Here is a 13,648-nt window from a genome sequence, read left to right as displayed (position 1 = left end):
ATCAGGCCTTCCGCCCCGCCCGCACGACGCCCTGCACCTCGCCGAGCAGCGTGCACGCGCGCTGCACCTGCGCCGAGTTCGACACCTCGACCGTGAACTGCATGAATGCCGCATTGCGGCGGCTCTGCGTCTTCACGCCCACCACGTTCATCTTCTCGCGCGCGAACACTTCGGAGATGTCGCGCAGCAACCCTTGCCGGTCGCTCGCCTCGATCATCAGGTCGACCGGATAGACGGACGCACCGCGCCCGCCGAGCACGTCGGCCGACCAGGTCGTCTGCAGCACGCGCTCCGGCGCGCGCTCGACCATCCGGCGGAACGTCGGGCAATCGGTGCGGTGGATCGACATCCCCTTGCCGCGCGTGACGAAACCGCTGATCGGATCGGGCGGCGCCGGACGGCAGCAGCGCGCGAGCTGGGTCAGCAGCGCGTCGACGCCCACGACCAGCACACCGGTCGACGCGCCATGCGCCACGCTCGCGCCGCTGCTGCGCTTCTCGAAATCGGCAGGCGCCTCGGGCGCCGGTTCGGGCGGCGGCGCATCGGACAGCGCGTGCTCGACATTGCGCAGGCTGAACTCTTCCTTGCCGACGACCGAGAACAACTCCTCGGGCGACTTGAAGCCGAGCTTCGCGGCGAGATTGTCCAGGCTGACCGACGTCTTGCCCTCGCGTTGCAGCGTCTTTTCGACGAGCGCGCGGCCATGCGCGACGTTTTCTTCCTGCTCGATCGAGTTGAACCACGCCCGCACCTTCTGACGCGCGCGCGGGCTCTTCATATAGCCGAGCTGCAGGTTCAGCCAGTCGCGCGACGGGCCGCCCTCCTTCACCGCGACGATCTCGACCGTCTGGCCGTTTGCGAGCGGCGTATTGAGCGGCACCATCGCGCCGTCGACACGTGCGCCACGGCAGCGATGGCCAAGCTCGCTGTGCAGGTGGTATGCGAAATCGACCGGCGTCGCGCCCTGCGGCAACGCGATCACGCGCGCCTGCGGCGTCAGCACGTAGATGTGATCGTCGTCGAGCGACGTCTCGCGCAATTGCGCCCACGCCTTGTCGCCCGACTGTTCCGCGCCGTCCTCGACGTCATCCTTCCACGCAAGCAGCTGGCGCAGCCATGCAATCTTCTCGTCGTACTTGTCGCTTGCCGAGAACTGGCCACCGTAGCCGCGCGCGCCGGCTTCCTTGTAGCGCCAGTGCGCGGCGACGCCGTACTCGGCGAAGCGGTGCATCTCCTGCGTGCGGATCTGCACTTCGAACGCGCGGCCATCGTCGCCGATCACGACCGTGTGCAGCGACTTGTAGCCGTTCGGCTTCGGCCGCGAGATGTAGTCGTCGAATTCCTTCGGCACCGGCTGCCACAGGTGATGCACGATGCCGAGCACCGCGTAGCAATCCTTGATGTCCGGCACGATCACGCGAAACGCGCGCACGTCGTACAGCTCGGAGAAGTCGAGTTCCTTGCCGCGCATCTTGCGCCAGATGCTGTAGATATGCTTCGGCCGGCCGCTCACGTCGGCCTGGATGTGCGCATCCGCCAGCTCTTGCTGCAACCGGTCGATCGCCTGCTTGACGTACGCTTCGCGCTCGATGCGCTTCTCGTCGAGCAGCTTCGCGATCCGCTTGTAGGTGACGGGATCCTCGAAACGGAACGCGAGATCCTCGAGCTCCCACTTCAATTGCCAGATGCCGAGACGGTTCGCGAGCGGCGCATAGATCTCGAGCGTCTCGCGCGCGACGTCGGGCGGCGGGTCGATCTTCGCGGCCGCGTAGTAGCGCAGCGACTGCAAGCGCGACGCGAGCCGGATCAGCACCACGCGGATGTCTTGCGCGAACGCCAGCAGCATCTTGCGCAGCGCCTCGATCTGCGTGCGCCGCTCTTCGGCCGCATCGCGCCCCGCGTCGGCCCCCGCGTTCTGCGCGGCACGCAGGCTGACGGTACCGAGCCGCAACAGCTTGCGCACGTCGGACACGAGCCGCGCCACTTCGTCGCCGAACCGCTCGGTGAGCTCGCGCTCGGGGTCGCTCAGGTGCGGCGTCAGCACGAACAGCGCGGCCGCCTGCATCGCGGACGGATCGACATTCAGCGTGCGCATGATCGACGCCGTGCCGGCCGAGTGATCGGCGAGCAGTTCGCCCGACGACAGGCGCACGTCGCCGGCCCGCTCGCGCACGAACGCGAGCACGTCGTCGAACGACGGCGCCGCGACGGGGGAGGCGGAAACGGACTCGGTCATTGCTCGGCCTGGCGGAATGCGATCATCGTCGGGTTGCGTTCAGCTCCGCTGCGCAGCGACGACCACGATCTCGACGAGCAGTGCCGGATCCGCGAGCTTCGCCTCGACGGTGGCGCGCGGCGGCGTGTTGCCGTGCGCGACCCATGCGTCCCACTCCGCATTCATGCCTTCGAAGTTCGCCAGATCCGAGATGTAGATCTGAACCGACAGCAGATGCGCCTTGTCGCTGTTCGCTTCGGCGAGCAGGCGATCGATGTGGCCGAGCACTTCGCGCGTCTGGCCCCTGATGTCCTGGGTGGTGTCTTCGGCGATCTGGCCGGCCAGATACACGGTACCGTTGTGAATCGCGGTTTCGGAGAGACGGGCCCCGACGTGGTGACGAATGACTGCCATGGAATGTTCCGGTCGTGAGTGGATGGAGATTCGGGCGGCGGCACGGCCCGCGTGCCGCCGAACCGCATATTATGACGCGTTTATGCATCGCCTTCGACGAAAAACCGCCGCGCGAGCGCAATCTGGCTTGCGTCGATGAACGCCGGCGCGTGGCCCGCCCCTGGGATCTCGGCGTGCGTCACATGCCGGCCGCGACGCTCCATCTCGGCCACCGTCTCGCGCGACAGCAGGTCGGACGTCTCGCCACGCACGACGAGCAGCGACGCGTTCGTCGTCTCGATCGCGTGCCACAGCGCAGCCTCGCCGAGCGCCGCCAATTCGGGCGTCGTCGCCTTGAACGGTTCGGCGATGCGCGGATCGTAGCGAACCGTCCAGCCCCCTTCGGGCAGCTCGCGCAGCAGCGGCCCGTTGATCTCGCTCCACTCGTCGGCGGTCAGCGCCCCGAACGGCAGCGACAGCGACGTCAGATAGTCGATGCCCTCCTGCCGGGTCGCAAAGCGCGGCTGCACGCCGAGATATTCACCGATGCGCGTGAGCGACTCGGGTTCGATGCGCGGGCCGACGTCATTGACGATCATCCGGCGCAGCGGCGAACCCGGTAGCCCCGCGAACGCCATGCCGATCAACCCGCCCATCGACGTGCCGAACCAGTCGACCGATTCGACGTCGAGCCGCGCGATCAGCGTCACCATGTCGGACACGTATTGCGGGATCGCATAGAGCCGCGGATCGGCCAGCCAGTCCGACTGGCCGCGCCCGACGACATCGGGGCAGACGACGCGATACGTGTCGGACAGCGCCGCGGCGAGCCGGTCGAAATCGCGCCCGGAACGGGTCAACCCGTGCACGCAGACCAGCACGCGCGGGTTGGCGGGATCGCCCCACTCGGTATAGGCGACGTGGTGAAGGCCGGCAGCGCTCGCACACTGCACGCGCCGCTGGCGAGGAACCTGGGAATTCGCTGGGGTCGTTGGCATCGTTGGCATCCTGTCGAACGGGGGCGACGCGCAGGGCAACGCTTGCGACGCCCGATGCAAACGATTGTAAACCGCTTCAGCCGCACGGGTCCGCTCGTCGGGCATCCGACGATCGGCCTGACCGAGGACACCATGACAAACGCCCCGCATGCCGTCGTCCGGCATGCGGGGCGTCGAAGCTGCGCGTACGCGCAGAACCTTATGCGACCGCGCTGATGTCGAGCGGCGCGCCCGTCTTCGCCTGGATCTCGTCGGCGCTCACGCCGTCGGCGAGTTCAAGCACCTTCAGGCCGGACGGCGTCACTTCGATCACGCCGAGATCGGTGATGATCAGGTCGACCACGCCGACGCCCGTCAGCGGCAGGTTGCATTCCTCGAGGATCTTGTGCTGGTCGCCCTTCGCGACATGCTCCATCAGCACGACGACGCGCTTCACGCCGGCGACGAGATCCATCGCGCCGCCCATCCCCTTGATCATCTTGCCGGGGATCATCCAGTTCGCGAGGTCGCCCTGCTTGCTGACCTGCATTGCGCCGAGGATCGCCAGGTTGATGTGGCCGCCGCGGATCATCGCGAACGAATCGGCCGACGAGAAGATCGACGAGCCCGGCAGCGTCGTGACGGTCTGCTTGCCGGCGTTGATGAGATCGGCGTCGACTTCGTCTTCGGTCGGCGACGGGCCGATGCCGAGCAGGCCGTTCTCCGATTGCAGCCACACCTCGACACCTTCCGGCACGTGGTTCGCAACGAGCGTCGGCAAGCCGATGCCGAGGTTCACGTAGAAGCCGTCCTGCAATTCCTTCGCCGCGCGCGCGGCCATCTGGTCACGATTCCAGGCCATGTCAGTCTCCTTTCGCGCGTACGACGCGTTGTTCGATGCGTTTTTCGGGCGTCGCGTTCAGCACGATGCGTTGCACGAAAATCCCCGGCGTGTGGATGTGGTCGGGATCGAGTTCGCCGTTCTCGACGATCTCCTCGACCTCGGCGACGGTGATCTTGCCGGCCATCGCGCACATCGGGTTGAAGTTGCGCGCGGTGCGGCGAAAGATCAGGTTGCCGGACTTGTCGGCCTTCCAGGCCTTCACGAGCGCGACATCGGCCGTCAGCGACGGCTCGAGCACGTAGTGGCGATCGCCGAACTGGCGCGTTTCCTTGCCTTCCGCGATCACGGTGCCGTAGCCCGTGTTCGTGAAGAACGCCGGGATGCCCGCACCGCCCGCGCGCAGCTTCTCGGCGAGCGTGCCTTGCGGCGTGAATTCGAGCTCGAGTTCGCCGGCCAGGTACTGGCGCTCGAACTCCTTGTTCTCGCCGACGTACGACGAGATCATCTTCTTGATCTGGCGCGTTTCCAGCAGCAGGCCGAGGCCGAAACCGTCGACGCCCGCGTTGTTGCTGATGCAGGTGATGCCCTTGACGGCCGTATCGCGCAACGCCGCGATCAGCGCCTCGGGAATCCCGCACAGGCCGAAGCCGCCCACCGCGAAGGTCTGTCCGTCGCGGACGATCCCTTCCAGCGCGGCAGCCGCGCTTGGATAGACTTTGTTCATCAGTTGTCCCTTCCTCTATGGAAACCAGCGAAACCGGTTCACGCGCCCACGTGGCCCGCAAGCCCGCCGCATCATTCTATGCATGCACGGCGAGGCCTGCGTCGAGGCGCGCTGTTTTTTATACCGCGGCAGACCGCCACGAGATGCCTGAAAGGGTACGATGCGGCGCGGATGCGGCACAATACGCAAAAATACATAAGCGTTTGCCTCCGCTTGCCTGCGCCATGCCCGCTCTCGATTACCAGACTGCCTTCCACCTCGCGCCGCTCGGCCTCGTGCTGTCGCGCGACCGCGTGATCGAGGACTGCAACGACGCGCTCGCGTCGATCTTCCGCTGCGCGCGGGCCGACCTGATCGGGAAATCGTACGAGGTGCTCTACCCGTCGACGGACGAATTCCAGCGCATCGGCGAACGTATCGCGCGCGTGATGGCCGCGAACGGCATCTACTCGGATGACAGAATCATGAAGCGGGCGGACGGCGAGCTGTTCTGGTGCCACGTCACCGGCCGTGCGATCGACCGCACCGCCCCGCTTGCGGCGGGCGTGTGGACCTTCGAGGATTTGAGCGCGACGCGCCGGGTCGCCGTCGAACTGACCCCGCGCGAGCGCGAGATCGCCGCGCAGCTCGCGACCGGCAAGACCAGCAAGCAGATCGGGCGCGTGCTCGACATCAGCTCGCGCACGGTCGACATCTACCGTGCACGGCTGATGCGCAAGTACGGGACCAACAATACACCGGAGCTGCTGCAGCGCCTGCTCGGGCAGTGAGTGTCGGCGCCCGGATGACAATCGGCCGCACCGGGCGGCCGATTCGGGAAACAACGGGTATGGCGTGACGCCCCGGCGACCTTGTGCCGGCCCGGACTCGCCGACCCGACGCTCAGCCGACCTTCGCCGCGAGCGCGCGCTCGATCGTGTCGCGCAGCAACTGGGGCAGCGGCACCGACTTGCCGAGCGCGTAGTCGACCCACACGCAGCGCGCATTGCCGCGCGCATAGACATGCTGCGGATCGTCGGCGCGCGTCAGCTCGAAACCGGTATCGAAGCTGCTGCGGCCGGGTTTCGCAGCCGACATCTTCGCAATCACGTCGCCCGGATAGTGCAGCTGCTTGAGAAATTCCATCGACGCCGTGACGATGACAGGCCCCTGCCCCTCGCCGTTGCCGCCGGCGATGCCGAGCTCCTCGAACCACGAGATCCGCGCCTGCTCCATGTAGCGGAAATAGACCGTGTTGTTCACATGGCCGAACGCGTCCATGTCGCCCCAGCGGATCGGCATCGACATCTCAAAAACGGGGGAATAATCACTCATTGCAGTCTTCTTTGTTGCGGTATGTCGTCCGCTCAGGCGAGGCCGAAGCCGTCGTCGGCGGAGATAATCGAGCCATTGATGAACTGCGACTCGTCGGCCGCGAGCAGCAACAACAGCCCGTCGAGATCCTGCGGCTTGCCGACGCGCCGGCGCGGCAGCATCGACTGCAGCTTCTGGCCCTGCTCGGTTTCCCACAGATAATGATTGATTTCGGTATCGATATAGCCCGGACAGATCGCGTTGACGTTGATCCCGTGGCGCCCCCACTCGAGCGCCATCGCGCGCGTCATCTGCACGACTGCGGCCTTGCTCATCGCGAACAGCCCGATCTGCGGAAACACGCGCAGCCCGGCCACCGACGCGATGTTGATGATCCGGCACGGCGGCTTGCCGTTGCCGCTTCCGTTCGCGCGCATGATCATCCGCTTCGCGACTTCCTGCGCGACGAAAAACGCACCGCGCGTGTTGGTGTCGAATACGAACTCGAAATCCGCCGGCGTCACGTCGACGAGCTTCTGCATCGTCGAGACGCCCGAATTGTTCACGAGGATGTCGATCGTACCGGCTTCCGTCTCCGCGTGCGCGACCGCCGCCTTGATGCTCTGGACGTCGGTGACGTCGAGCGACACGACGTGCGCGGCGCCGCCCGCCGCCTCGATCTCGGCACGCAGCTCCTTCAGGCGCTCGACCCGACGGCTCGCGAGCACGACCTTCGCACCGGCCTGCGACAGCACCTGCGCAAAGCGCTGCCCGAGGCCGCTCGACGCGCCCGTGACCAGCGCAACCTTGCCTTCCAGATTGATCGACCGACCCATTTGCACTTCCCCTTTCGATATCGTTTCGCCGCCACGAGCAACATGGTTCGAGCGGCATTACCCTAGCACGAAAATAGAACGATCGTGCTAATCTAGCCGCATGCTGTTGCGGCAAGCGTTTCGTTTCGCAGACAATACGCTCCCGAATAAAAGCATTCTAACGGTTAGAGGAACGCCAATGACCCCCGCAAGCCTCATCGAGCAATACGGCCCGCGCGAATCGATGGAATACGACGTCGTGATCGTCGGCGGCGGCCCCGCCGGGCTGTCGGCGGCGATCCGGCTCAAGCAGCTGGCCGCCGAGAAAGGCACCGAGATCGGCGTGTGCGTGCTCGAGAAGGGTTCCGAGATCGGCGCGCACATCCTGTCGGGCGCGGTGATGGACCCGCGCGCGATCAACGAACTGTTCCCCGACTGGAAGGAACGCGGCGCGCCGCTCGACGTCGAGGTGACGGAAGACCGCTTCCTGTTCCTGTCCGAGAAGAGCGCGGTCACCACGCCGAACTGGGCGCTGCCCGCCAACTTCCAGAACCACGGCAACTACGTCATTTCGCTGGGCAACGTCACGCGCTGGCTTGGGGCACAGGCCGAAGCGCTGGGCGTCGAGATCTTCCCCGGCTTCCCGGCCGCCGAGATCCTGTACAACGACGACGGCTCCGTGAAGGGCGTCGCGACCGGCAATATGGGCGTGGGCAAGGACGGCGAGCCGACCGAGAACTTCCAGCTCGGCATGGAGCTGCACGCGAAGTACACGCTGTTCGCCGAAGGCTGCCGCGGCCATCTGGGCCGCCAGCTGATCTCGAAGTTCAAGCTCGACGCGAATGCGGATCCGCAGGCCTACGGGATCGGCATCAAGGAACTGTGGGAGATCGATCCGGCCAAGCACAAGCCGGGCCTCGTGATCCACACGGCCGGCTGGCCGCTGAAGTCGGATACGTACGGCGGCTCGTTCCTGTATCACATGGACAACAACCAGGTCGTGGTCGGCTTCGTGGTGGGCCTCGGCTACACGAACCCGTACCTGTCGCCGTTCGAGGAATTCCAGCGCTACAAGACGCACCCGTCGATCCGCGCGTTCCTGGAAGGCGGCAAGCGCGTGTCGTACGGCGCGCGCGCGATCACGGCCGGCGGGCTGCTGTCGCTGCCGAAGACGGTGTTCCCGGGCGGCGCGCTGATCGGCGACGACGCGGGCTTCCTGAACGCGTCGCGGATCAAGGGCAGCCACGCGGCGATCAAGACCGGCATGCTGGCGGCCGACGCCGCGTTCGACGCGGTGCAGGCCGGCCGCCAGTCGGACGAGCTCAACGCATACCCGGACGCCTTCAAGCAATCGTGGCTTTACACGGAGCTGTACCGCGCGCGCAACTTCAAGCAGTGGATGGCGAAGGGCCTGTACCTCGGCACGCTGATGGTCGGGCTCGAGCAGAAGGTGATGGGCGGCAACGTGCCGTGGACGCTGCATCACAAGCATGCGGACCACGAGATGCTGAAGCCGGCGTCGCAATGCCAGCCGATCGAGTATCCGAAGCCGGACGGCAAGCTGACGTTCGATCGCCTCTCGTCGGTGTTCATCTCGAACACGAACCACGAAGAGAACCAGCCCGCGCACCTGACGCTGAAGGATGCGAACGTGCCGGTGAACGTGAACCTGCGCACGTACGCGGGGCCGGAGGGGCGCTTCTGCCCGGCGGCCGTGTATGAGTTCGTGAAGAACGACGACGGCAGCGATCGCCTGGTGATCAACGCGCAGAACTGCGTGCACTGCAAGACCTGCGACATCAAGGACCCGACGCAGAACATCGTGTGGGTCACGCCGGAAGGCGGTGGCGGGCCGAACTACCCAAACATGTAATTGCCGGAATGCGCCGCCACGCGCGGCGCGCTTTTTGGGTTGCCGCAAACGAAACGGGGCGCTGCTTGATGCAGCGCCCCGTTTTGCATGCTCCGCGCAACTGGCGGCGAGACGCGCTGCGCCCCGCCCGCTCGCGTCAGGTCGCGCTGCCCGCGATCTTCGGCGTCGGCGTCTCTACATCGCCGCACTGCGCGCGATGGCGCAATGCATGGTCGATCAGCACCAGCGCGAGCATCGACTCCGCGATCGGCGTCGCACGAATGCCGACGCAAGGATCGTGGCGGCCGAACGTTTCCACCGTCGCTTCCTCACCGGCCTTCGTGATCGAACGGCGCGGCGTGCGGATGCTCGACGTCGGCTTGATCGCGATCGACACGGTGATGTCCTGCCCCGTCGAAATCCCGCCGAGCACGCCGCCCGCATGGTTGCCGACGAAACCGCCCGGCGTCAGCTCGTCGCCGTGCACCGAGCCGCGCTGCGCGACGCTGTCGAAGCCCGCGCCGATCTCGACGCCCTTCACCGCGTTGATGCTCATCATCGCCTTTGCGATGTCCGCATCGAGACGGTCGAACACCGGCTCACCCCAGCCGACCGGCACACCCGATGCGACGACGTCGATGCGCGCGCCGATCGAATCACCATCCTTGCGCAGCGCATCCATGTACGCCTCGAGCTCCGGCACGACGGCCGCATTCGGCGAGAAGAACGGATTCTCGTGCACGTGCGACCAGTCGACGAACGGCACGTCGATCTCCCCGAGGCCGCTCATGTAGCCGCGCACCTCGACGCCGAAGCGCTCGCGCAGCCACTTCTTCGCGACCGCACCCGCGCCGACGATCGGCGCGGTCAGGCGCGCGGACGAACGGCCGCCGCCGCGATAGTCGCGGATGCCGTATTTCTGCCAGTAGGTATAGTCGGCGTGGCCGGGGCGGAACGTCTCGACGATGTTGCCGTAGTCCTTGCTGCGCTGGTCGGTGTTGCGGATCAGCAGCGCGATCGGCGTACCGGTCGTCACGCCTTCGAACACGCCCGACAGGATCTCGACCTCGTCGGCCTCCTGCCGCTGCGTCACGTGGCGCGACGTGCCGGGCTTGCGGCGATCGAGTTCGACCTGGATGTCGGCTTCGGTCAGCCCCATTCCCGGCGGGCAGCCGTCGATCACGCAGCCGATCGCGGGACCGTGCGATTCGCCGAAGGTCGTGACAGTGAAAAGCGTGCCGAGGGTATTGCCGGACATGATGGAACCGCCCAAAGAGAAATGGACAAACCGATGCGCTGCCCAGGCCGCAGGCAGGTCGATCGTTTGCCGGTCGAGAAAAGAGGTAAGCCGCTATTATGCCAGCCGTCCCGGGCACGCGGGCCGTGTGAACCGTTCGGACCATACCGGCCTGGCACGGGAACGGCCCGGGCGACGATTGCGGACCCGCGCCGTTCCGGTCGAACAAGCCCGTTCACGGCGGCCATGACGGCCCGGGGCGGCGCCGCCGGGCCCGCCCCGCCTACTTCCGCGCGCCGCGCAGTTCGGTGACTGCCGCCTGAAGCGCTTCGGGTGTCGCGACCGACGCCGGGATCGGCTCGCCGACCGCCAGCGTCAGCCGGCTCATCACGCCGCGCTTGATGGGCCGCGGCATCCGCGCATCGGAATGCCGCGAAAAATAGCTGCCCCACAGCCCGCGCAGCGCCATCGGGATCACCGGCGCCGGCGTGCGACCCAGAATCTCCGTGATGCCGTGGTGGAACGTGTTGATGTCGCCCGTCTTCGTCAGCTTGCCTTCCGGGAAGATGCACACGAGTTCGCCTTCCTTCAGCGCGGCCTCGCATGCGTCGTACGCACGCGCGAGCATCGCGGGATCCTCGTGGCGCGGCGCGATCGGGATCGCCTTCGCATGCCGGAACACCCAGCTCGCGAAGCGCGTCTTGAAGATCCGGTGGTCCATCACGAAACGGATCGGGCGCGGGCTCGCGGCGGCCAGCACGAGCGCATCGACATAACTGACGTGGTTGCACACGAGCACGGCCGCCCCTTCCGCCGGAATCCGCTCCGCGTGCACGAGGCGAATCCGGTAGAACGTATGCACGAGCACCCATGCGACGAAGCGCAGCAGGAACTCGGGCACGAGCAGATAGATATACGCGGCGACGATCACGTTCAGCAGCGCGGTGACGAGGAACAGCCCCGGGATGTCGACGCCGGCCTTGGTCAGCCCCATCGCCATCACGGCCGACAGGATCATGAACAGCGCGTTCAGGATGTTGTTCGCGGCGATGATCCGCGCACGGTGCGTCGGGGCGCTGCGGCTCTGGATCAGCGCGTACAGCGGCACGCTGTAGAAGCCGCCGAACATCGCGAGCAGGAACAGGTCCGCCAGGATGCGCCAGTGGCGCGCGCCGGCCAGGAACTCGCCGACCGACAGCAGATGGCCGGGCGACGGCAGCGCATGGCTCGCGAAATACAGCTCGATCGCGAACACGCTGATGCCGATCGAGCCGAGCGGCACGAGACCGATCTCGACGCGCCGCTGCGACAGGCGCTCGCACAGCAGCGAGCCGAGGCCGATACCGACCGAGAACGTCGCGAGCAGGATCGTGACGACGTCGGGGCTGGCGGACAGCACGTCCTTCGCGAAATTGAAGAACGACGTGAGGAACGTCGCGCCGACGAACCACAGCCACGAGATGCCGAGCAGGCTCAGGAACACGGTGCGATTCTGCCGGGCGAGCCCGAGGTTGCGCCAGGTCTCGCTGACCGGATTCCAGTTGATCACGAGATCGGGCTGCGGCGCCGTCGTGGACGGCACGCGCTGCGCGACGAACCGCCCCGCGAGCGCGATGACGACGACGCTCACCGCGAGCACGCGCTCGCCGTTGCCTTCGATGCCCGCGGCCGCGCCGCCGATGATCGTGCCGATCAGGATCGCGATGAACGTGCCCATCTCGACGAGGCCGTTGCCGCCGACCAGCTCGTGCTCGCCGAGATGCTGCGGCAGGTACGAATACTTGACGGGCCCGAACAGCGTCGAGTGCATCCCCATCATGAACGTGCACAGATACAGCAGCGGCGCGCTGTGCGTGACGAAACCGGCCGCGCCGACCAGCATCAGCACGATCTCGAAGGTCTTCACGAAACGCGTGAGGGTCGCCTTGTCGTACTTGTCGGCGATCTGGCCGGACGTCGCCGAGAACAGCACGAACGGCAAGATGAAGATCGCGGAAATCAGGAAGGCCGCCGTCTTCGCATCGACGCCGGAGAACCGCGCGGTGTGATAGGTGACGAGCGACGTGAAGCCGATCTTGAAGACGTTGTCGTTCAGCGCGCCGAGGAACTGGGTCGTGAAGAACGGCGCGAAACGGCGCTCGCGCAGCAGGTCGAACTGCGACGCGTGCGCGCGCCGTTCGTCACGCCGCCTGGAAGTGGCTTGCGTTTGATCGCTCATGCGGAATACGCGCGCGCCGTCTGGGCAGCGCTGCGCGGGCCTCGTGTGGTCATTGAAAAAAAGGCGGCGCAGGACCCACCTGCGCCGCCGCGTGCCGGGTAGCGGCGCCCGCGCATGACGGCGACGGGCGCGGCATGGTTCACGACTTGTGCGCTTCGGCTTCCGATTCCGGCCAGTCGCGGATGTATGCCTTCAGCATCCGGTTCTCGAAGCTCTGCGCCTCGACGACCGTCTTCGCGACGTCGTAGAACGAAATGACGCCCATCAGCACCTTCTTGTCGAGCACCGGCATGTAGCGCGCATGGCGCTCGAGCATCATCCGGCGCACTTCGTTGACGTCCGTTTCCGGCGTGCACGTGAGCGGCTCGTCCATCACCTTGCGCACCTGCACGTCGCCGATCGCGCCGCCGTTCACGTGCAGACGCAGGATGATCTCGCGGAACGTCAGCATCCCGACGAGATCGCCGTACTCCATCACGACGAGCGAACCGATGTCGTGTTCGGCCATCGTATCGACCGCTTCGCGCAGCGGCTTATCGGGCGTCACCGTAAACAGCGTGTTGCCCTTCACTTTCAGAATATCGCTGACGCGCATCGTAGTCCCCTCATGCTTGAATGCAAAACCTCGTTCGATCGTATCGGAAAGCCTGTCAAAAGGAAAGCGCGGGCCCGCTGCGGCGGGCCGCCCCCGCTTGCGGAAGCGGACTGCCGGCAGCACAATGGCCCCATGAACAGCGGCCGGAGGAGACGTCCATGGCGCATACGCATTCGGAGCAATTCGCCAGCTTCGCCGATTTCTACCCGTATTACCTGAATGAACACCAGAACCGGACGTCGCGGCGGCTGCACTTCATCGGCTCGCTCGGCGTGATCGGCTGCGTCGCGATGGCGATCGCGACCGGCGACTGGCTGTGGCTGCCGGCAGCGATCGTCTGCGGCTACGGGTTCGCGTGGGTCGGACACTTCTTCTTCGAGAAGAACCGCCCGGCCACGTTCCGGCACCCGATCTACAGCCTGATGGGCGACTGGGTGATGTTCAAGGATATCTGTACGGGCAAGATTCCGTTATGACGCGGCCGG

General features: G+C 66.1%; 13 protein-coding genes. 3 read left to right on the top strand and 10 right to left on the bottom strand.

Annotated features, from left to right (window positions below; genetic code table 11):
* Position 1: 1 nt before the first annotated feature.
* From CFB45_RS08015 to CFB45_RS07995, 5 genes are all read right to left on the bottom strand, one after another.
* On the bottom strand, positions 2-2,236 hold the full coding sequence (locus CFB45_RS08015) for a RelA/SpoT family protein (RefSeq protein ID WP_089425199.1): 2,235 nt from the start codon (positions 2,234-2,236) through the stop codon (positions 2-4).
* Positions 2,237-2,275: 39 nt separating this feature from the next.
* Positions 2,276-2,629, bottom strand: coding sequence for a RidA family protein (locus CFB45_RS08010; protein ID WP_069247804.1), 354 nt, complete (start codon positions 2,627-2,629; stop codon positions 2,276-2,278).
* Between the two features lie 80 nt (positions 2,630-2,709).
* Positions 2,710-3,606, bottom strand: a complete 897-nt coding sequence (locus CFB45_RS08005) for an alpha/beta fold hydrolase (protein WP_089425198.1) — start codon at positions 3,604-3,606, stop codon at positions 2,710-2,712.
* 199 nt (positions 3,607-3,805) lie between these two features.
* A complete protein-coding gene (locus CFB45_RS08000; RefSeq protein ID WP_011351774.1) occupies positions 3,806-4,447 on the bottom strand; it encodes a CoA transferase subunit B in 642 nt (213 codons plus the stop codon).
* 1 nt (position 4,448) lies between these two features.
* Positions 4,449-5,153, bottom strand: coding sequence for a CoA transferase subunit A (locus CFB45_RS07995; protein ID WP_085038865.1), 705 nt, complete (start codon positions 5,151-5,153; stop codon positions 4,449-4,451).
* Between the two features lie 224 nt (positions 5,154-5,377).
* Here CFB45_RS07995 and CFB45_RS07990 point away from each other — a divergent pair, with 224 nt between their 5' ends.
* Positions 5,378-5,923: a LuxR C-terminal-related transcriptional regulator gene (locus tag CFB45_RS07990; protein WP_089425197.1), complete on the top strand. Its 546-nt coding sequence runs from the start codon at positions 5,378-5,380 to the stop codon at positions 5,921-5,923.
* A 112-nt stretch (positions 5,924-6,035) separates the two neighbouring features.
* Here the strand turns inward: CFB45_RS07990 and CFB45_RS07985 are convergent, their stop codons facing one another.
* Complete coding sequence (locus CFB45_RS07985; RefSeq protein ID WP_069247799.1) at positions 6,036-6,467, bottom strand: acyl-CoA thioesterase; 432 nt, start codon at positions 6,465-6,467, stop codon at positions 6,036-6,038.
* 32 nt (positions 6,468-6,499) lie between these two features.
* Positions 6,500-7,282: an SDR family oxidoreductase gene (locus tag CFB45_RS07980; RefSeq protein ID WP_089425196.1), complete on the bottom strand. Its 783-nt coding sequence runs from the start codon at positions 7,280-7,282 to the stop codon at positions 6,500-6,502.
* Between the two features lie 178 nt (positions 7,283-7,460).
* Here CFB45_RS07980 and CFB45_RS07975 point away from each other — a divergent pair, with 178 nt between their 5' ends.
* A complete protein-coding gene (locus CFB45_RS07975; protein ID WP_089425195.1) occupies positions 7,461-9,134 on the top strand; it encodes an electron transfer flavoprotein-ubiquinone oxidoreductase in 1,674 nt (557 codons plus the stop codon).
* 136 nt (positions 9,135-9,270) lie between these two features.
* On the opposite strand, the gene aroC is transcribed toward CFB45_RS07975, so the two are convergent.
* The 3 genes from aroC to CFB45_RS07960 form a co-directional block, all read right to left on the bottom strand.
* Positions 9,271-10,371, bottom strand: coding sequence for a chorismate synthase (gene aroC / locus CFB45_RS07970; RefSeq protein ID WP_089425194.1), 1,101 nt, complete (start codon positions 10,369-10,371; stop codon positions 9,271-9,273).
* Between the two features lie 262 nt (positions 10,372-10,633).
* Positions 10,634-12,568: an MFS transporter gene (locus CFB45_RS07965; RefSeq protein ID WP_089425193.1), complete on the bottom strand. Its 1,935-nt coding sequence runs from the start codon at positions 12,566-12,568 to the stop codon at positions 10,634-10,636.
* Between the two features lie 139 nt (positions 12,569-12,707).
* Entirely contained in the window at positions 12,708-13,163 is a 456-nt protein-coding gene (locus tag CFB45_RS07960) for a CBS domain-containing protein (protein WP_006755543.1), read from the bottom strand.
* Between the two features lie 158 nt (positions 13,164-13,321).
* Between CFB45_RS07960 and CFB45_RS07955 the strand changes: the two genes are divergently transcribed.
* Positions 13,322-13,639 carry an Mpo1-like protein gene (locus CFB45_RS07955; RefSeq protein ID WP_039347312.1) on the top strand — a complete coding sequence of 106 codons (318 nt, stop codon included), beginning with the start codon at positions 13,322-13,324 and terminating at the stop codon, positions 13,637-13,639.
* Positions 13,640-13,648: the final 9 nt, after the last annotated feature.

Origin of the sequence: Burkholderia sp. HI2500 (assembly GCF_002223055.1) — a bacterium.
In the GTDB taxonomy this organism is placed as follows: Bacteria; Pseudomonadota; Gammaproteobacteria; order Burkholderiales; family Burkholderiaceae; genus Burkholderia.
The sequence above is the reverse complement of the archived record's forward strand: the minus strand, read 5'-3'. Positions and strand labels throughout refer to the sequence as shown.